General features: G+C 35.3%; 20 protein-coding genes and 1 tRNA gene. 12 read left to right on the top strand and 9 right to left on the bottom strand.

Annotated features, from left to right (window positions below; translation table 11 throughout):
- Positions 1–18 precede the first annotated feature (18 nt).
- The 4 genes from ACKI32_RS05255 to ACKI32_RS05240 all read right to left on the bottom strand — a co-directional run bounded on the left by ACKI32_RS05255 (position 19) and on the right by ACKI32_RS05240 (position 2,861).
- Positions 19–489, bottom strand: coding sequence for a transcription elongation factor Spt5 (locus ACKI32_RS05255; RefSeq protein WP_407414213.1), 471 nt, complete (start codon positions 487–489; stop codon positions 19–21).
- 243 nt (positions 490–732) lie between these two features.
- On the bottom strand, positions 733–912 hold the full coding sequence (locus ACKI32_RS05250) for a protein translocase SEC61 complex subunit gamma (RefSeq protein WP_407414211.1): 180 nt from the start codon (positions 910–912) through the stop codon (positions 733–735).
- Between the two features lie 116 nt (positions 913–1,028).
- Entirely contained in the window at positions 1,029–2,165 is a 1,137-nt protein-coding gene (gene ftsZ, locus ACKI32_RS05245) for a cell division protein FtsZ (RefSeq protein ID WP_407414209.1), read from the bottom strand.
- A 120-nt stretch (positions 2,166–2,285) separates the two neighbouring features.
- Positions 2,286–2,861 (bottom strand): pyruvate kinase alpha/beta domain-containing protein, encoded by a 576-nt coding sequence (locus tag ACKI32_RS05240; protein ID WP_407414207.1) that lies wholly within the window; start codon positions 2,859–2,861, stop codon positions 2,286–2,288.
- 80 nt (positions 2,862–2,941) lie between these two features.
- Between ACKI32_RS05240 and ACKI32_RS05235 the strand changes: the two genes are divergently transcribed.
- The 7 genes from ACKI32_RS05235 (at position 2,942) to ACKI32_RS05205 (ending at position 7,257) form a co-directional block, all read left to right on the top strand.
- Entirely contained in the window at positions 2,942–3,817 is an 876-nt protein-coding gene (locus ACKI32_RS05235) for a coenzyme F420-0:L-glutamate ligase (protein ID WP_407414205.1), read from the top strand.
- A gap of 160 nt (positions 3,818–3,977) precedes the next feature.
- Positions 3,978–4,499, top strand: a complete 522-nt coding sequence (gene tfe, locus ACKI32_RS05230) for a transcription factor E (RefSeq protein ID WP_407414203.1) — start codon at positions 3,978–3,980, stop codon at positions 4,497–4,499.
- Between the two features lie 8 nt (positions 4,500–4,507).
- Positions 4,508–4,999 carry a TIGR00295 family protein gene (locus ACKI32_RS05225; protein WP_407414201.1) on the top strand — a complete coding sequence of 164 codons (492 nt, stop codon included), beginning with the start codon at positions 4,508–4,510 and terminating at the stop codon, positions 4,997–4,999.
- A gap of 1 nt (position 5,000) precedes the next feature.
- A complete protein-coding gene (locus ACKI32_RS05220) occupies positions 5,001–5,909 on the top strand; it encodes a DUF5591 domain-containing protein (RefSeq protein WP_407414199.1) in 909 nt (302 codons plus the stop codon).
- A gap of 91 nt (positions 5,910–6,000) precedes the next feature.
- Positions 6,001–6,285 (top strand): iron-sulfur cluster assembly protein, encoded by a 285-nt coding sequence (locus ACKI32_RS05215; RefSeq protein ID WP_407414197.1) that lies wholly within the window; start codon positions 6,001–6,003, stop codon positions 6,283–6,285.
- 248 nt (positions 6,286–6,533) lie between these two features.
- Positions 6,534–6,608: transfer RNA gene (locus ACKI32_RS05210), tRNA-Ile, on the top strand.
- 133 nt (positions 6,609–6,741) lie between these two features.
- Positions 6,742–7,257 (top strand): amino acid-binding protein, encoded by a 516-nt coding sequence (locus ACKI32_RS05205; RefSeq protein ID WP_407414195.1) that lies wholly within the window; start codon positions 6,742–6,744, stop codon positions 7,255–7,257.
- Here ACKI32_RS05205 and ACKI32_RS05200 read toward each other — a convergent pair.
- Entirely contained in the window at positions 7,246–7,527 is a 282-nt protein-coding gene (locus ACKI32_RS05200; protein WP_407414193.1) for a HypC/HybG/HupF family hydrogenase formation chaperone, read from the bottom strand. The genes ACKI32_RS05205 and ACKI32_RS05200 overlap by 12 nt on opposite strands.
- 79 nt (positions 7,528–7,606) lie before the next feature.
- Here ACKI32_RS05200 and ACKI32_RS05195 point away from each other — a divergent pair, with 79 nt between their 5' ends.
- Complete coding sequence (locus ACKI32_RS05195) at positions 7,607–8,908, top strand: FAD-dependent oxidoreductase (RefSeq protein WP_407414191.1); 1,302 nt, start codon at positions 7,607–7,609, stop codon at positions 8,906–8,908.
- Between the two features lie 6 nt (positions 8,909–8,914).
- Here ACKI32_RS05195 and ACKI32_RS05190 read toward each other — a convergent pair whose 3' ends face one another.
- From ACKI32_RS05190 to ACKI32_RS05180, 3 genes are read right to left on the bottom strand one after another with little or no spacing between them, the layout of a single operon-like run.
- On the bottom strand, positions 8,915–9,964 hold the full coding sequence (locus tag ACKI32_RS05190) for a glycosyltransferase (protein ID WP_407414189.1): 1,050 nt from the start codon (positions 9,962–9,964) through the stop codon (positions 8,915–8,917).
- A gap of 3 nt (positions 9,965–9,967) precedes the next feature.
- On the bottom strand, positions 9,968–10,936 hold the full coding sequence (locus tag ACKI32_RS05185) for a cell wall biosynthesis protein (RefSeq protein ID WP_407414187.1): 969 nt from the start codon (positions 10,934–10,936) through the stop codon (positions 9,968–9,970).
- Between the two features lie 59 nt (positions 10,937–10,995).
- The gene (locus ACKI32_RS05180; protein ID WP_407414185.1) at positions 10,996–12,057 is read right to left on the bottom strand and encodes an mRNA surveillance protein pelota; all 1,062 of its coding nucleotides are present in this window, start codon (positions 12,055–12,057) and stop codon (positions 10,996–10,998) included.
- Positions 12,058–12,116: 59 nt separating this feature from the next.
- Between ACKI32_RS05180 and ACKI32_RS05175 the strand changes: the two genes are divergently transcribed.
- The 3 genes from ACKI32_RS05175 to ACKI32_RS05165 all read left to right on the top strand — a co-directional run bounded on the left by ACKI32_RS05175 (position 12,117) and on the right by ACKI32_RS05165 (position 16,905).
- Positions 12,117–13,427: a prephenate dehydrogenase gene (locus ACKI32_RS05175; RefSeq protein ID WP_407414183.1), complete on the top strand. Its 1,311-nt coding sequence runs from the start codon at positions 12,117–12,119 to the stop codon at positions 13,425–13,427.
- 312 nt (positions 13,428–13,739) lie between these two features.
- Positions 13,740–15,935, top strand: coding sequence for a CDC48 family AAA ATPase (locus tag ACKI32_RS05170; protein WP_407414181.1), 2,196 nt, complete (start codon positions 13,740–13,742; stop codon positions 15,933–15,935).
- A gap of 136 nt (positions 15,936–16,071) precedes the next feature.
- Complete coding sequence (locus ACKI32_RS05165) at positions 16,072–16,905, top strand: methanogenesis marker 8 protein (RefSeq protein ID WP_407414179.1); 834 nt, start codon at positions 16,072–16,074, stop codon at positions 16,903–16,905.
- A 93-nt stretch (positions 16,906–16,998) separates the two neighbouring features.
- Here ACKI32_RS05165 and ACKI32_RS05160 read toward each other — a convergent pair whose 3' ends face one another.
- A complete protein-coding gene (locus tag ACKI32_RS05160) occupies positions 16,999–17,667 on the bottom strand; it encodes a PolC-type DNA polymerase III (RefSeq protein ID WP_407414177.1) in 669 nt (222 codons plus the stop codon).
- Between the two features lie 82 nt (positions 17,668–17,749).
- Here ACKI32_RS05160 and thiC point away from each other — a divergent pair.
- Positions 17,750–18,914, top strand: a 1,165-nt coding sequence (gene thiC, locus ACKI32_RS05155) for a phosphomethylpyrimidine synthase (RefSeq protein ID WP_407414175.1), incomplete at its 3' end; no start/stop codon positions are given.

Genomic DNA, 18,914 nt, shown 5'->3' with positions numbered 1-18,914 from the left:
CGACTGTATCTTTAGCCATCAGTCAGCCTCCTTTTGAATTATTCTAATTTGATCAGCTTTAACAGTAACCGGAATCGGTACTGCAGCTTCTATTAACTCAAGAACGACTTCTTCACGTGATTCATCAATACGAACCACTTTTGCTCTTTCTCCTTTGAATGGACCAGAAATAAGCTCAACAATACTTCCTTTTTGAATAGAGGAAATAATAGGTTCTGGTTTTAAGAATCTTTTTGCTTCATCAAAAGTAATTCCAACACTACCTTCAACAACCCCTCTTAAATGTTGTACTTTTAAATCAGGGTTTCTTAGATCTATTTTTGTTGAAGATTCAACTAAAATATACCCTTTTAAAGATTCTGGAACAAGAATTGAGGAAATGCCTATACCATCAATGGTTCTAGCTTTACGTGCTAGGAGTCTAGCAACATTTCTTTCTTGACCCGCAGAGGTCTTAAGAGCGTATATGGAACTATTAGTATCTTCCATGAAAAATTCACCTATATTTAAAATTTTTGCTTGTTAATAAAATCATACATTAAGTTAAAAATATTATAAAAGCCATAATTTTCAGAAAAAATTTGTCTGAAAATAAGATTTCTATAATATCAATATCTTTATAAATGATAGTATATAAAAGTTTTCAAAAAAATAAATTTTTGAATAAAATAGAAAATTACAAAAAATTTTATTATAATTAGTGGATTAAAAAATAAAAGAAAGTTGGTTTATCTATAAACCAATTAAAGATCCAATCAATACAATGACAAATCCGATTGCACCGACAACTAAAACTCCTAAAGCTGAAATTTTAGCTAATTCGAAATATTCTTCTTTATCTGGTTTCCTGGATACTTTTAATACTCTTTTACTGTCTTTAATAAATTTATCAATATTTTCTTGTACATTCATTTAAATAACCCAAAATAAAAAATTTGTAAATTATAATAAAATAATAGTAATAATAAAGTTTATATCTTAAACATTAATAAATGTTTGCATTTAGCCAAAAAAATAAAAAGATAGAATTAGAAGATTCCATCAATGAAATCATCTAATTGATCACTGGTTGATTCAGGTTCGGTTTTTTCTTCCGCATACTCGATTTTAGGAGTAACGTCAGTTCCGTAATTAGTTTTAATACCTGAAACAACAACTGTTGTTCTAACAACATTTTGAAGGCTTTCATCAATTTGGGTACCCCAAATAATATTAGCTTCAGGATCTAATTTGTCAGCAACAACTTGCACGATTTTTTCAGCTTCATGTAATGTTAAATCAGAACTACCTGATATGTTAACTAAAGCACCGGTAGCATTTGAAATATCAATGTCTAATAATGGGCTGCTTAATGCTTCGTGAACTGATTCTAAAGCTCTGTCTCCAGATTCAGATTCACCCATACCAATCATGGCCATTCCAGAGCCACTCATGATACTTCTAATATCAGCAAAGTCTAAACTTACAAGACCTTTTTTAGTAATTAATTCGGTAATTCCTTTAACAGCTCTTCCTAGAATCTCATCGGATACCATAAACGCTTTGTTTAATGGTAAATTTGGAGCAACTTCTAATAATTTATCATTAGGAATAATAATTACAGTGTCAGCAGATTCTTGAAGTTTTTCTAAACCTTGGTCTGCATTTTCTCTTCTTTTAATACCTTCTGCTGAGAATGGCATGGTAGCTACAGCAACAGTTAATGCTCCTAATTTTTTAGCTAATTTAGCGATGATTGGAGCTGAACCTGTACCAGTTCCCCCACCAAGACCACAGGTAACAAATACCATGTCTGCGCCTTCTAATTCATCTCTGATTTCATCTTCACTTTCTTCAGCACATTCTTCACCAACAGACGGTTCTCCACCTGCACCTAATCCTTTAGAAGTTTGTCTTCCAAGAAGGATTTTTTTAGCAGATTGGCTGTAAAATAAATCTTGAGCATCAGTATTTACTGCGATTGTTGTTGCTCCTTCGATACCCATTTCATTTAATCTTGAAATAGTGTTATTTCCTGCTCCACCAGCACCAACAACAAATATATTGGTTTTTACACCTTTAATAATTTCTATAAGATCATCGTCAATGTCTGAAGAGAGTTTTTCAGGAGCTTTCTCTTCCATTCTTTGTTCTGATTCTTTGATTGCGTCATCTATAAATTTCACAAATTAACCCCACATACTCTTCTATTAAAATAATTGTTAAATATTTCTATTGTAACTAATATTTAAATGCAACTAATTTATAAGTTATAAGTAAAATTTTCTAAAAAAAATTAAACAAAATTAATCTCTTGGCATTGCAATAATTTCATGGAATTCCAATTTAAAGAGATCTTTAGCATTTACAGGAGTTAAAATAACGGCACTGTCAACACCATGGCCCCTACCACCAATGGCAATTATTTCTTCACCTACAGGAATCAATCCGGCATCTGCAGCCATTATTGATATTTCAGCTCCAACTTTAATTCCATGAGAAAACATTCTTAAAGTGTCTGCTACAACATCCAACGGAGAATATCCACCATATTTGTTGGTAACTCCTCTTGCAGCACCACTGAATGCATGTAATCCGAATAAAGTTTTAATTCCAACATTTTCTAGTTTTTCAATCATCTCTTCAGAGATATCTGATTCATTCTTGCCGCTGAAGCCCATGTGATGAGTCACATTGATTATTTCAATTCCCATGCCTTCCAAAGCATCATATAATTTTAATGCAGATTCACCTGTAGCTGATGCTATTAAAATCCTTTTGATATGGTTGGAATTTTCCAATCTGTCTTTAACAGCCCCAATTAATTCATCAGTGTAGTTTTCACCTTCTTTTTCAAAATATGTAATGAATTTTCTAGCCATGATATCATCTCTAAAATAGATAATTATTTAAAACTTTATCATTTTATGTATATTATAATTATATACTTAAAAAGATTTTTATGACATCCCAAAATTTAGAAGATATAAAACATGTGATTAATGGAGATTACATCGTAATTCCAATTGAAACCGGTTACATCAAACCAAACGACAGCCTTGACTCAATCATTAATCCTGCACGGGAACTGATGATTGATGGAGACTATCTGGTAATAGCTGAAACTCCAATTTCAGTTTCACAAAACAGGCTGATTGATGAGGCCGGATACAACCCGTCACTAACGGCTAAATTTCTAACTGTCGTGTGGAGCAAGTATCTTTGGGGATATGTTTTCGGCCCTATTTTGGGAATCAAGAAAAGAACCATCAAAAACCTGAGAAAGTTACCAAAAGAAACAGAAGCCCACAAGCAGGTGGTTCTTGAACTATACGGTCTGAAGCATGCATTGAAACCTGCTTCTGAAGCTGGAATCGATTTGAGCAATGCTCCTGGAACATGCGTTTCACTTCTTCCGGACAATCCCGAAAGGGTGGCAAAAGAAATTAAAGAAGAAATCGGAAAGGACGTCTGCGTGATGATTATCGACACCGATGCCACATACATGAAAAACGGGAAATACTTTACAGGCCTTCCAATTGCAATCGAAGGAATTGATGCCGACAATGGATTTTTCGGTTACGTGAAAGGTCAGCTGTCAGAAAACATGGGATCAACACCACTGGGATGCAGTGAAAAGATGGATGTTGAAACAGCACTTAAAATTGCCAATATAGCTGAAGACTATCAAAAATCACTTTCAACCGAAATGAAAACCATCCACAGCGTGAAAGAGGTTCTGGGCTCTGAGTTTGATGAGGTGACAATTGAGGATTTGGATTCCATCACCCACACCCCTGCAGTCATAATCAGAAAAACAGCTCCCCGATTTAGTTGATTGATTTTTTAGATTTTCTATTTTTAAAGATACCTAGTCAAAAAAATATATTATAGATATATTTTTATAATATAAAAAACAAAACTAACATTAATATTAAATCAATTATTTCACTTTTTTACTATGATAATTGGCTTTTAAAAGTTTTAGGGGAAATTAAATGATAAGCGATCCATTAGTAAAGACATTATTAACAAATATTGTTGAAGATGAAGACAATTTACCTATCGTTGAGGCCTTAAACGAAGGAATTGAAACCGACGAACAAATTGCTGAGAAAACTGGAATTAAATTAAACATTGTTAGAAAAATACTTTATAAACTTTACGACATGGGATTAGCAAGTTATAAAAGAAGTAAAGACCCTGAAACTCAATGGTTTACCTATTCTTGGAAATTTGAAAAAGATGAAGTTATAAACCGCATCATTAAAGATTCTGAAGACTATTTAAAAATGCTTAACGATGAATTAGACCGTGAAGAAAACAATATGTTTTTCATCTGTCCTGAAGGCCACTATAGACTTGTTTTCGATGATGCTTCAGATTGTGAATTCATGTGTCCGGAATGTGGTGAAGAATTAGAATTCCAAGACAATGAACAAATCATAAGCCAAATAAAAGAAGACATAAAGATGGTTGAAAGTAATTTTAATTCCTTTACTTCAAAAAACAAGAAATAAAGATAAAAATGGAAATTGAATTACTTAGGCGTGAAAATACTCCTGAAAATGTAATAGACCATTGTAAAGCTGTTTGTAGGAAAGCTATGAAAATAGCTGCTAATTTTGACAATGCCGATAAGGACCTCATTAAAAAGGGAGCCTTATTGCATGACATCGGAAGATCCAAAACCCATGGCATAACCCACGCCATTGAAGGTGTTGAAATTGCCAGAAAATACGGTTATACCAGTGATGTTTTAAACATTATCGAAAGACACATCGGTGCCGGAATTACCGAAGAGGAGGCAATTTGGCTAGGACTTCCAAAAAAGTCATATTTACCCCAAAGTATTGAAGAAAAAATCGTGGCCCATGCAGACAATCTTGTAAGTGGGTCTGAAGAGGTGGATATTGACTTTGTAATAGCAAAATGGAAACGCCAAATCCCAGATAATGAAGACAATATTGAAAGATTACTTAAACTTGATGAAGAATTAATTAAAAGATTCGAGGAATAAAATGAAAGTTATATGCTCATCTGAAGAATCACTCTACCGTCCTGAAGCGGTTAGATGGAGACAAAGAATGGAAATGATGGAACCTTTAGGTGATACCGTCGTATTGCTTCCCTGCAGTATGAAAAAACCCTATTCCAATTCAAAATCCCATCAAAAATTTAGAAAACTCACAAGATCTTTTCAAGAACTTATTGTGACATCACCTTTTGGAATATGTCCAAGAGAACTTGAAAATACTTTTCCAATTCAATCTTATGATGTGAGCACCACAGGTTCATGGTCAGCTGATGAAATAGAGGAAACAGGTAAATTAATAGCAAAATACTGTGAAGGCAAACAGATTGTTGCAAACCTTGCCGGAGGCTATCTGGAGTCATGTGAAGCTTACGTTGATGACTTTGTAAATGTCTGTGTAGATGAAAGGCCAACTTCACCAGATTCCCTATATAATTTAAGAATGGAACTTAAAAAACATCAACGAGTTAATAGAAGGGAAAAAACATTGCATGAACTAAAATCCATTGCAAAATACCAGTTTGGTCCAAACGGAGATAAATTTATACCAGATAATGTCAAAACCAAAGGAATGTATCACAAAAGAATCCTTTCTGACGGCAAGCAATTGGCATTGCTCAATAAGGACCATGGACTGTACAGGTTAAATTTACCAGGTGGAGAAATCCTGAAAGATTTAAACATCAATGTTGTCAGAATTGATTTTGATTTGACCACCAATACTGTATTTGCTCCGGGAATTGTTAAGGCATCCAATAATATAATACCTAATGATGAGGTAGTAGTCGTTCGAGACGACACCGTTTTGGGAGTGGGCAAGGCCATAATGACCGGACGTGAAATGGAAGAATGTGGTAACGGCATAGGCGTTAAAATCAAGCAACGCGTAAAATAATCAAGTATAATTTAGTTTCAAAAAATAACAATGTTTATAAATACCTTATGTTAAATCTATTAATACAACAAAAATTTTAAGGAGACTACTTATGTCTGAAGATTTAGTAAATGATATTAAAGACGCTGTTTCTGTAATTAATGACCCTCACATGGGAATCAGTATTGTAGAAATGGGCATTGTACAAAACATCACCGTAGAAGGTGATCAAGCTGAAATTATTCTTAAACCTACCAACCCAGGCTGTATGAGTATCACACGTATCGCTGCTGATGCTAAAATCAGAGCTGAAAAGGTTGAAGGTATTGAAAATGCAAAAATTATCGTTGAAGGACATGCAATGGCTGACTCCATTAACGAAATGATTAACAGATAGATTTACACAACCGAGAGGTTGTGAGTTTATAATTCACAATCTCTTAAAAAAAATTACTATCACCGAATAACTTTTTTTAAACTGTTATAGTTTTCTCTTTGACATATATTCTTCAACCAAATCCCTAAAAAAATAATTAATTTCAAATATTTTGAACACGCCATCATACCCCCAAAAGACCGAAACAGTTATATATACTGATTAATATAAGTATAAGTGTTGACAGTTAACTGTCCACTTTTATTCATAGGCTAGTGGCACAGCTTGGTTAGCGCGCTCGGCTGATAACCGGGAGGTCATGGGTTCGAATCCCATCTAGCCTACTTCAAACTATTTTTAAAGAATTTTTCACATTATTTGACAATTTCAGCGTCTTTTTTTAGAATTTTTCATAAGAATCATAATTGTTATATACCCCATTCGACATAATATAACTTAAATGTACAAAAAGTTGGAATGATGATTAAAATGTGGGAAAGAATTAATGAAAAATTTAAAAAATACCCTGCAAGAATAAGAGTTGCAGAAAAAATGATTGAACTTGGATTGTCTTTAAATGAAGATGGAAAAATCTACTGTGGAAATTTAAAAATCAGCGATAAGGCACTTGCTTCAGCTGCAGATGTCGACAGAAGAGCAATAAAATCAACAATCGAAGTCATCAAGGAAGATGCAGAGTTATACAACTTATTCAGCAACATCATTCCTGCCGGAACACTTCTAAAAAATATTGCTAAAAACTTAGATTTAGGAGTCATTGAAATCGAAGTCGGCCATGAAAGTGAAGGAATCCTGGCTAGCACTACAAACTTAATATCAAAAAAAGGAATCAGTATAAGACAAGCTTATGCTGAAGATACAGAGCTTCAAGAAAGCCCAATATTAACAATTATAACAGAACAACCCGTTGAAGGGGATTTAATAAAAGAATTTTTAAAAATAAAAGGAGTGACAAGAGTATCAATCTATTGAATTGTAAAATTCTTCTCTTGCTTTTTCCATTTCTTTATCTTCTTCTTCAAGAACATCCAAAAGTTCTTCCCAAGCTTCTAAAGATTCTTTAGCAGCTTCTTCAGATAATTTTTCAATAGCATAACCAGCGTGGATAAGAACATAATCTCCTATTTCCACATCAGGTAAAAGATCCATTTTTGCTTGTTGTCTTGCTCCACCGAAGTCAGCAAATAAATAATTCTCCTCTCTGTTTATTTCTACGATTTGAGCAGGTGCCGCAATACACATATTTTCTCCTCTCCAAAATTTAATATATTATTTATATTCAAAATTAGTATTATATAAAATTATCTAAACTGGTGTTTTTATGAGAAATATTGTTATTGGTTCCGGCCCTGCCGGAAGATTAGGTTCCCTAGAACTTGGAAAACTAGGTGAAGACGTTACTTTAATTGAAAAAAATCATATTGCAGGTACCTGCTTAAATGAAGGATGTATGGTTGTTTGTGCCCTAACAGACATCACCAAATTTATCGATTTGAATAAAAGATTTAATGAGTATGGATTTTTAAAAAGCCAACTTGACATTTCATATGAAAAAATAACACAGAAAATCATTGAAACTCAAGAAAAGCTTAGATACCTAAACCAGATGGAAAACGAAAGCTTTGGAAATAACATCGTTTATGGAAAAGCAAGTATCGATGAAAGCACTGTTAAAGTCAATGGCGAAAGCCTTGAATATGATAATCTATTAATAGCTACAGGTGCAAGACCGTTTATTCCAGAAATTGAAGGCAATGAATTTGGACTAACCAATAAAGACATTTTAAAGATTGATGAAGTCCCTGAATCTTTAAACATTATTGGTGGAGGAATTATAGCAGGTGAAATAGCTAACATTTACTCAACACTCGGAAGTGAAGTCAATATCCTTGCAAGAAGCACATTTTTAAAAGAATTAAGTGAAAACACCAAAGAATATGTTTTAAAAAAAATCATTCCTGACGTTAACATCTATGAAAACACCAATGTTAAACAAGCCTTTAAAAACAAAGTTTTAACCGACGATGACCAAGAATTAGAGGGGGTTCCATTTTTTGCAACTGGCAGAGTGCCAAACAGTGAGATAGCCGAAGGCATTGTTGAGATAAATCCTGATAAAACAATAAAAGTTAATGAAATGATGAAAACTAATCTGAATAATATATATGCTGCAGGAGATGTCACTGGAGGATACATGCTAACACCGGTTGCGCGCATGGAAGGTATCACAGCTGCAAGAAACATGGCAGGCTATTCAAATAAAGTAAGCTATGAGTGCATTCCTCAAACATTAAGCCTGAACACTGAAGTTAGTTTTGTTAAAAATGAAAAATTAGATTTGTCAGATGATGAAAAAGCACAAATTGCAATTCCAGGAATTGGCGGACCATCTGCATTCTGGCACATCTTAAGCGGCGATACAGGTTATGCGGAAGTTGATTTTGATAAAAATAACAATAAAATAGCCAAAATTAACTCCATATCTCCATCATCCACAAGTGATGTTGCATATCTATCTCATCTGATGAGAATGGATTATGATTTGGATGATTATGAAAACTTTTTAGAAATACACCCATCAACCGACACTACCTATAAAATCATCAAAAATATGTGGTTATAATTACCACTATTTTACTTTTTTAATCATTTTATCGGCTAAAATATCACCAGCAGCCAAACATTCATCAGAAAATTTCAAGACATTGCTTTTAATTGAATCATAGTTGTCAAATGCCTCTTCAATGCTTTTGCAAACATCCTTGACTTCAGATTCTATGATTGCTCCCTTATAAACACCAGCCATATTCTGATATCTTCCCCACTTTATTCTGGTTAATGTTACTATAGGGATTTTGGATGCGATTGCTTCTTGAAGGGACACTCCATCATCAGTTAAGACCGCCAAATCAGCATATTTGAATAAATGACTAATCCAATTGATATAGCCTGCATAAATTACCTTGTCTTTATCAAGCATGTCCAAATACTCCTCTTCTAGGGGAATACCAACTAAAACAAGATTATATTTATCGCTGCACTTGGATGCGAGGTCAACACCATCAATCATTCCGTTAAATAGTGATGAACCTGAAGAAAACAGTATTGTCTTTTTGTTTTCATCAAAATTAGGGAATTTTTTAAGCTCTTCAAGCGCAATGCTTGCATCACCTTGACCAATATTATCTGCAAGCGGATAAAATGATTTGTCAATATTTGCCGGGAGATTTTCTTGTCTGAAATAGTAAATTTCCGGAAATGCAAAACAATAATTGAACTTAGGGCATACCTTTGAATCAAGAGGTGTTGAAATTAAGGAAAATGCAGGTTTTCTTGCAAATTTCGCACCTAAAGATCCGACAATAGCTCCACCACCCAAAACGCCAATGACAAAATCAACATCAAGACGTTTGATTAATTTTCTTGCCTTGAATGTTGCAGTTAGTAATTTTAAAGCACCTTTAACTGCAGTTAATTTTGTAGCAGCATGGCCTCCAGCTTGAGGAATTGAAATTTTATGCCAAGAATAGCCATTTTTTTCAAACAATAATCCTGGAGCAGACTCATCAAGTGCTATTTCACAAGTGACTCCCTTTTTTTCAAGAGTTTTAATTAGATTGAGTGCGATAGCTGCATCTCCACCCAGCCCTCTTCCTGTTACAACAAGTAGTGCTTTCATAGATTATTCACCTTTAGCCAACCTTGCAATGCTTTTGGAATTAGGAACGTATTTTCTAGGTTGTGATGTATGAGGATTGTACAATAACCTTCTAAAACCTAATGATTTTAATATTGGACTTGTAATATGGTATTGTTTGTCTCTAAGTATCCATTTTCTAAGCAAATCTCCGAGACCACCACCAGTCAATACATCCATGAAGTAATCTCCGAATGTCGGATCCAATAGCCTTAATTTTTGTCTGAAAAATACTCTAAGTGTATTTCTCCTAACAAATGCAATCAATGCTGTGGTTATAAATCCTAAAATTAAAACAGGGATGAATCCTCCGACAATATAAAATGCGATACCCAAAGCTACTCCAAATGTATGGTTTCCAACTTCTCCCAACATGATTTTTCCTGAAAAGTCAAGAGGACAGTATCCTAAACATACAATCAGAATCAGTAATGGAGTATATACTGCAGGTAGCTCTCCCACCATCGGTGAACCGACAATTAACATTACAACAATGGTTACTACAGACATTATCATTGTCACGATACAGGCGGAACCCGGCTGCATGTCTGAGATGTTAAGCGGCTGAACCATAAGGGCGATGAGAATTGAGGAAAATCCTAATCCTTCCATAAATCCAATAGCCATAACAGCAAGTATTCCAATTCCTCTTGAAAGTTGTCCCCATTCAATACCTAGTGGAACACATTTTTTTCTGCCCAAAATATCGTCAATAAATGCAAATACGCCTATAAATAAAATCAGATTGTTGAATTTTGGCAACATGTACAATGCTAAAAGAATGAATGGAATTAAACCAACACCTCGTGGAATGCCTCCACGAACATTTGGATATAAGTTTCCCAAATAACCTCTTTTTCCAAAAAATCTAAATATGATATTTAGAACTGCCGTACCTACTGCCGATATAATAAAAACAAAAATAAATGCATAAATTATTGACGTATAATACATGTAAATCACGATTTGATATTTAACATTATAATTTTTAATTTTTTATAATATATAAATTATTACCGAATTTCGTATCTAAGAATTGCAGCCATACCTCCAAGGCTTTCAAGTTGCTTTCCACCTTCGTGTTCGCTACTGATGACCATGACTTCACCTTTCATGTTTTCCACCATGTCCATTGCATCGCCCATATCTTCACTGGCCACTTTAGTATCCAATATTAGAAGTTGACTGATTGCACCAAGATTTATTGCATTTTTGGTCTCTTTTATCCCATATGATATCTTAGATGAGTTTTTACCAATTTCAGCCAAAAGATTATTAACAGCCGCCATTTCAATAGCTACCCTATTTTCAGCAGTTAGCTTTTCCACGGTTCCTTTTTTTAGAACTTCACTTATTCCGTTACGTCCACCAGAACCTGTAGATTCGATGATTGATATTTTAGCCAAATCCTTATGCTTGTCTTTTATATAATCATAAAAGTCATTTTTAACAAACCCCGGTCCTGCGATGACAATGTTCTGTATGGAGTCGAACTTTTCTATTGATTCTATGACCTTTTCGTAAAATTGAATGATGTTCTTCTGTCTGTTTTTATCTATAATCCTTTTTCCGGATACATGTCCTTTAATTGGGCCGTAGTATTCAATTCCAAATTGTCTCATCAATCCCAATGTTGCGGTGTCATCTTCAAAGACCACGATTATTGCAGATAATTTTTTGGATGCCTCAATTGCCTGGTTAAGTCTTTTGATTGCCCATTGCGGCCATCTGTCCTTTTTGATAGTAAGAGGAGTGTTCAGTTTTACCTCCAATGTGTGGTGAGATCCAAGAGGTATCAAGTCTTCGGGACCCCTTGTAATCACTCCAGTCAATCTTAATTTTCCTGTAAATATATGAAAACTAATGCTTTCAATGTCCAAACCCAAGTAAAATGTTTTTTTGATTCCCCTATCACTTCTGAGTTTATCACCACTGGTGTCCTGAATACGCCTGGTGGTTTTGGAGGATGCATTATCCCCAACTTCGATTACGTGAGATAAGTGCCATAAATCATCCAATGTTTCTGGAACTACTTCTATTATTCCTTCTTTTGTATCTTGGTTTATGATTTTCATGATTTTTCACAATAATTTTTCTAGTTAATATTTTATATAATTATTAATTAAAAATATTAATGATTGAAATGAATGTTGGAATAATCGGTGGTAGTAGCGGTTTGGGTCGGACCCTAATATATTACTTTAGGAATGATTTTGATGTATTTATAAGTGGTAGAGACCACAATAAAGGTAGAAAAGTAGCTGATGAAGCAGGTGTAAATTATATTGAGTCAAACGAAGAGTTGACAAAAATCAGTGATTTATTAGTCATATCTGTACCCATTCACAATACATCTGACGTCATTCGTGAAGTGGCACCCTTTATGAAACCCGGTTCCGTTATGGTCGATGTCACATCCATCAAAGAGGAACCAACCAAAACCATGAGCGAAGTGCTGCCGGATAATGTGGAATACGTTCCGACACATCCTATTTTCGGTCCAAGGACTACTGAGCTTGACAATCAGGTAATCGTTCTAACAGCAGATAGGAAAGGTGAGTGGTATGAGAAAATACGAAGCTACCTTGAAAGTAAAAACATGAGAGTTATCGAGACTACTGCTGAAAAGCATGATTATATGATGGCCGTTGTTCAGGTTTTAACTCATTTCTCATTTATCTCCACAGCTTCTGCAATTGAGAAGCTGAAAATTGACATAAGTGAAACCGAAGACTATGAAAGTCCAATCTACAATTTGATGATTGATATGATTGCCCGTATCGTATCACAAAATCCGTATTTGACTTATTACATCCAATTCATGAACAACAATGGGGATAAGATTAGAAATACTTTTGCCGAAGCCGTTCTTGAGATTAGGGATGCAATCAATGACGGGAATGAAGAAAAATTCATTGAAATTGCAATCAATGCTACCAAACATATGGGAGATATCCAGAATGCTTTGGGTAGAAGTGACAAGGCAATTTCAGCATTGAGCCATGAATACAGCCTTTTAAATAAATCTGTAGGTAAAGAGGTTGGCCTAAAACACATATACTCCGGTAAAATTCATGTTGGCATTTTAGAAAAGGTTAACGATAAAACTGCATTTTTAAAGGAAACCAAGCAAGTTAAAAAACTGAGAATTGCAAATATTGAAGTTTTAAGTGATGCTGAGTTGTACAGATGGAAACTTGACAACTATACTAAGAAAGTCGAATCCATTAGCTGTGTCTTTTCCAAGGATGTTGATGTTAATGTGATTCAAAAGACAGTAAAAGATATGCACAAAATAATCGACATTTCATTAACTGACAAATATAATGGCCCCCAAATTGATGATGACCATATCAGTTTAACTTTTGAAGTTATAGCCCTTGACAAAGATGCAATCAATTCAGTTAAGGAATTATTCACCGGTTTTGGTGGAAGAATCAGATAATGTTTTAATAAGTACGAACAAATGTTAAAGTGTCATAAAGTAATTAAATTTTAAAATTAGATATAACACTTTAATTTTTACTATTTTTATAAATTTAAAATTTAAATCCAAATATAAATAAAATCATCTATTTTTGTATTTTTTTATTAAAAATAACTCATTTTAAAAGAGAATTTTATAACCTTCATAACCGAAACCTTTATATACTAGGACATCCAAGGTATATTTGTCAATAAAGTTACAAAAAGTAACAAAAAGATTTTGACAGATTATAATTATTACACATTACAGCCATAAAAGGAGATGATAGAAATGGCAGAAAACAAAATCACACTAAAAGTTGCAGAAGCTATCTCTCAAAAGGACGTCGGTCAAGGAGTCGCAAGACTTGATCCAAACGTCATGGACGATTTAGGAATCAAAGAAAGAGACCTAATCGAAATCGTTGGAGACAAAAGAACTGCAGCTATAGCTCTTCCTTCACAAACCGACATTGGTCTTGGAGTAATAAGAATCGACGGGTTAGTTCGTAAAAACTCCGGAGCAACCATAGGTGGTGAAGTCACAATTCAAAAAACCAGTGCAACCGAAGCTAAAAAAGTTGTTTTAGCTCCAATTGAAAATAACATTCGCGTACAAGGTGATGTACGTGGGCTCTTTGCAGGTAAAGTAATGGTGCAAGGTGACATTATCGGATCACAAATCAGAGCACCAAGACCAAGCATGGGCTTTAACAGTTTATTCGAAGAATTAATGGACTATACACCAGCAATGAAAGAAATCAAATTTGCGGTTGTATCAACCAATCCAAAAGATATCGTAATTGTTGGTCCGAATACCGAAGTTCAACTTCACGAAACCCCAGTTGACGTAAGCAAAATCGAAGGTGTTGGAAACCTTGTGGATGTAAGCTACGAAGACATCGGAGGTCTTAAGGACGAAGTCAAAAAAGTAAGGGAAATGATTGAAATTCCTCTCAAAAGACCCGAACTCTTTGAAAAACTTGGTATCGCACCACCTAAAGGAGTATTGATGCACGGTCCACCAGGTACAGGTAAAACATTGCTTGCAAAAGCAGTTGCAAGTGAAAGTGATGCTCACTTCATTGCAATCAACGGACCTGAAATCATGAGCAAATATGTGGGCGGATCTGAAGAAAACCTAAGGGAATACTTCGAAGAAGCAGAAGAAAACTCACCTTCAATCATATTTATTGATGAACTCGATGCAATTGCACCAAAAAGAGAAGAAACCAATGGGGAAGTTGAAAGAAGAACCGTAGCTCAACTTCTAACATTGATGGATGGTCTCAAATCCCGTGGTCAAGTCGTAGTTATTGGTGCAACAAACAGACCAGATTCTCTCGACCCTGCACTTAGAAGACCTGGAAGATTTGACAGAGAAATCGAAATAGGCGTACCGGACACAGAAGAGAGAAAAGAAGTGCTTGAAATCCACACAAGAAACATGCCTCTTGCAGAAGATGTTGATTTGGACAAAATCGCAAATACAACTCACGGATTTGTAGGAGCGGATTTGGAATCACTATGTAAAGAAGCTGCTATGAGAGTTGTAAGAAGGATCTTGCCGGAAATCCAAAACGATGAAGAGATTCCAAAAGAAGTAATGGAAAAAATCGTCGTTACCGGAGATGACTTTAAAAACGCACAAAAAGAGATTCAACCTTCAGCACTCAGGGAAGTTCTTGTGCAAATTCCAGACATCAAATGGGATGATGTAGGCGGCCTTGACGATGTAAAACAGGAATTAAAAGAAGCTGTCGAATGGCCATTAAAACACCCAGATACCTTCCAACGCTTAGGAATAAGACCTCCAAAAGGAACCCTACTCTACGGAATCCCTGGAACTGGAAAAACCTTGCTTGCAAAAGCAGTTGCAAGTGAAAGTGAAGCAAACTTCATCTCAGTAAAAGGTCCAGAGCTTCTATCAAAATGGGTCGGAGAATCTGAAAAAGGTGTCAGAGAAGTATTCAGAAAAGCAAAACAGGCAGCACCAACTGTAATCTTTTTCGATGAAATCGATGCAATAGCCAGTGCACGTAGCGGAAACGACACTGACAGCGGCGTTACCAAAAGAGTTGTAAACCAACTATTGACTGAAATGGATGGTTTAGAAGAGCTTGAAGACGTTGCGATTATTGCTGCAACCAACAGACCTGACATCTTAGATGCCGGACTCATGAGACCTGGAAGATTTGACAGACACATTCAAGTCAAAGAACCGGATGAAGAAGCAAGAATAGCTATCTTTAAAGTTCATACCAAAGATATGCCTCTTGCAAGTGATGTTGACATTAAAAAACTAGCTAAAAATACTGACGGATATGTTGGAGCAGACATTGAAGCAGTATGCAGAGAAGCAGCAATGCTTACTCTAAGAGACAACTTAGAAGCTAGTGAAATACCATACAAATACTTTAAACAAGCAATCGAAAAAGTTAAACCTGGAAACCAGGGACAAGAAGAACAACTTGTGCAATATATGTAAGGAAGAAAACACCCAATTTCTTCCTTTTTCCTCCATTATTTTTATCTAAACTTTCTAACCATATAATGTGGGAAGAACTGACACTTCCCACAAACCTCCAAAATATTAAATACTTATTTTGACAATAGTTATTTTCATGAGCGAACATATTATCGAAGCGTTAGGACTAAGTCAAATTACCATAAAAGATGGTAAAGTCGTTGAAGTAACAGAACCTCAAGTGGAATACTGTCCTCTTTTTGATCACCACAGAGGAATAAAAAAGCTCACCAAAGAAGTAATAGCTGAAAACATCCAATTTAGAATAGATGACTTTGGAATGTGTACTGCAAACAGACAGTTACGTATGAAAGACTTCTTAAGCTTCGGAATATCCGAAATCATGTGTACCTTGCTTGATGAGGATGAAATTGATTGTGTTGTAATGGTTCTGGAAGGATGCGGAACCGTCATTGTCAACGAACCCGAACTTGTTCAGGGAATCGGAGGGCGAGTCTCAGGACTTGTAAAGACAAGCCCGATACCAGAATTATTTGATGAAATTGGCAAAGAAAATATCGTAAACACAGAAACAGCCGAGATTAACCAGATTGAAGGAATTAAAAAAGCCATAAAACATGGATATAAAAATATTGCAGTTACAGTGGCTCTGGCCAGCGATATAGATGGAATCAACCAGCTTAAAGCTGAAAATCCTAATGTAAACATTTATGTTTTTGTTGTGCACACTTCTAAAAGAAGCCCTGAAGATGCAAGGAAACTCTTTGACGGATGTGACGTTGCAACAGCTTGTGCCTCAAAATACATCCGTGAAATCGGAGATGAGGAAAGTGTAAAGACTGTTGGTCAGTCAATACCTATCTATGCAAAAACAGAAGATGGAAAAAGGTTTTTGGAAATGCGTTTAGAAAAAATCGGCGGAGAAAAACCTAAAAAGGACAATCCTGATTTGCCTTATCCATTAATCTAAAACTTGATTTGAGAATGTAAAATTACTTTCACTTCGTAATTATCAGATTAAAACCCCTATTCACACCTAAAGCAATATTTACCCAACAAAAAATCACATTCTAGGTAAAATCTTATCATCAGGCAATTTACCACAGTTATGATATGGCTGAGGCTTATACTCAATGAACGGGAATCTCATAGGCCCCGGACCGTATTTAGGATTATATCCGAAAACATTAACATACTCAATTAAATCGTTGCGTTCCCGTTTCATTGCCATGGTGACTTCATATAATGCTTTTGTATCATCGATTGCTCTGTGGAAATTAACCTCTTCAATGTTATAGTGATGGACGGCATCGATTAGCTTATGAGGATACTCCTTTCTGTCCTTTAATACTGATACAGTATCTATCCAACAGACATTTGACACAATCTCATCAGCTTCATCAGGAAAATGACTTTTAAGCAAAAAATAAACAAACAACAAGTCAAACTGACAGTTATGTGCAACCATTATTGTGTCTTTTGTGAGTCTCTTTTTCAAATCATATGCAACTGTTTCTTCAGAAATCCCCTCATTTCTCAACATGTCATTTGTAATGCCTGTGAGTTCAATGACTTTTGGAGATAAGGCTTCACCAACATTTACAAATTCATCATAATCATCAATGACTTTCCCATCAACGACAGTAAGCATTGCAAGTTCTATTATTTTGCAGTCCCTGCAATCCAAGCCGGTTGTTTCCGTATCGAAATATATAACCTTAATGATAAACACGACCTAATAAGTATAATTGTAATTAATTCTATATAGTTTAAACTATATAATTAACAATGATTAGTCAATACGAGGGATAAATTTGACTCAAAAAAGTGAAGCTCAAAAGGGTAACATCACCCCTGAAATGGAGTATGTTGCCAATGAAGAAAATATAGATGTTAACAAACTAGCTAGATTAATTGATAAGGGATTAGTGGTAATTCCAAAAAATATTAACGGTCATTCCAAACCTTGCGGCATAGGTGAAGGCCTTAAGACAAAAATCAATGCAAATATAGGTTCATCATCAAAAATTGATGATATTGATTTAGAAATAAATAAAGCTAAATTGGCTCAGGAATATGGTGCAGATGCACTTATGGACCTTTCAACAGGTTCTGATTTAACAACATTCAGGCGCAAAATCATGGATGCTGTTGATTTGTGCATTGGTACAGTGCCAATATATGAAGCTGGCGTAATTACCTTAAATAAAAACAAGGAAATCATCGACATGGACCCCGATGATATTTTCAAGGCAATTGAAAACCAGGCCAAGGAAGGGGTGGACTTCATGACCCTTCACTGCGGAATTACAAAGGATTTGGTCCAAAAACTAAAAGCTGCAAACAGGATGATGGGAATTGTAAGTCGTGGAGGAACATTCCTGGCTTCATGGATTAACCACAACGATGAGGAAAACCCATTATATGAAAATTACGATTATCTTTTAGAGCTATCATATGCATATGACATTACACTATCATTAGGTGACGGCCTCCGACCAGGTTGTCTTAAGGATGCAAGCGATATCCCTCAAATTCAAGAGCTTGTAAATCTTGGAACCCTGGTTAAAAGAGCCCAGGACGCCAACGTTCAAGTAATGGTTGAAGGGCCAGGACACATGCCTTTAAACCAGATTAAGGCCAATATGGAGATTCAAAGGACAATATGCTACGGTGCACCGTTTTATGTATTGGGGCCTCTCGTAACCGATCTTGCACCTGGTTACGACCACATTACAGGAGCAATCGGTGGAGCAATAGCTGCTACTTATGGAGCCAGTTTCCTATGTTATGTAACTCCTGCAGAACATTTGTCCCTTCCAAGTCTTGAGGATGTAAAAGAAGGAGTAATCGCATCAAAGATTGCTGCTGAAGCTGCCGACGTTGCAAAAGGACTTCCGCAGGCATGGGATAGAGAACTTAAAATGGCTCAAGCCAGAAGAGAATTTGACTGGGAAGCACAATTTAATTTGGCCTTGG

This window comes from Methanobrevibacter sp. (assembly GCF_045611865.1).
Taxonomy (GTDB): Archaea; Methanobacteriota; Methanobacteria; order Methanobacteriales; family Methanobacteriaceae; genus Methanocatella.
This window is presented reverse-complemented; position numbering and strand designations above follow the sequence as displayed.

Excerpts from the sequence above, each read along its gene's own strand:
- tfe (WP_407414203.1), top strand. The coding sequence starts at position 3,978 with ATGATAAGCGATCCATTAGTAAAGACATTATTAACAAATATTGTTGAA.
- ACKI32_RS05205 (WP_407414195.1), top strand. The coding sequence starts at position 6,742 with ATGATGATTAAAATGTGGGAAAGAATTAATGAAAAATTTAAAAAATAC.
- ACKI32_RS05175 (WP_407414183.1), top strand. The coding sequence starts at position 12,117 with ATGATTGAAATGAATGTTGGAATAATCGGTGGTAGTAGCGGTTTGGGT.
- ACKI32_RS05185 (WP_407414187.1), bottom strand. The coding sequence starts at position 10,936 with ATGTATTATACGTCAATAATTTATGCATTTATTTTTGTTTTTATTATA.
- ACKI32_RS05250 (WP_407414211.1), bottom strand. The coding sequence starts at position 912 with ATGAATGTACAAGAAAATATTGATAAATTTATTAAAGACAGTAAAAGA.
- ACKI32_RS05170 (WP_407414181.1), top strand. The coding sequence starts at position 13,740 with ATGGCAGAAAACAAAATCACACTAAAAGTTGCAGAAGCTATCTCTCAA.
- ACKI32_RS05190 (WP_407414189.1), bottom strand. The coding sequence starts at position 9,964 with ATGAAAGCACTACTTGTTGTAACAGGAAGAGGGCTGGGTGGAGATGCA.
- ACKI32_RS05220 (WP_407414199.1), top strand. The coding sequence starts at position 5,001 with ATGAAAGTTATATGCTCATCTGAAGAATCACTCTACCGTCCTGAAGCG.
- ACKI32_RS05215 (WP_407414197.1), top strand. The coding sequence starts at position 6,001 with ATGTCTGAAGATTTAGTAAATGATATTAAAGACGCTGTTTCTGTAATT.
- ACKI32_RS05235 (WP_407414205.1), top strand. The coding sequence starts at position 2,942 with ATGACATCCCAAAATTTAGAAGATATAAAACATGTGATTAATGGAGAT.
- ACKI32_RS05200 (WP_407414193.1), bottom strand. The coding sequence starts at position 7,527 with ATGTGTATTGCGGCACCTGCTCAAATCGTAGAAATAAACAGAGAGGAG.
- ACKI32_RS05255 (WP_407414213.1), bottom strand. The coding sequence starts at position 489 with ATGGAAGATACTAATAGTTCCATATACGCTCTTAAGACCTCTGCGGGT.
- ACKI32_RS05240 (WP_407414207.1), bottom strand. The coding sequence starts at position 2,861 with ATGGCTAGAAAATTCATTACATATTTTGAAAAAGAAGGTGAAAACTAC.
- ACKI32_RS05165 (WP_407414179.1), top strand. The coding sequence starts at position 16,072 with ATGAGCGAACATATTATCGAAGCGTTAGGACTAAGTCAAATTACCATA.
- ACKI32_RS05195 (WP_407414191.1), top strand. The coding sequence starts at position 7,607 with ATGAGAAATATTGTTATTGGTTCCGGCCCTGCCGGAAGATTAGGTTCC.
- ACKI32_RS05180 (WP_407414185.1), bottom strand. The coding sequence starts at position 12,057 with ATGAAAATCATAAACCAAGATACAAAAGAAGGAATAATAGAAGTAGTT.
- ACKI32_RS05225 (WP_407414201.1), top strand. The coding sequence starts at position 4,508 with ATGGAAATTGAATTACTTAGGCGTGAAAATACTCCTGAAAATGTAATA.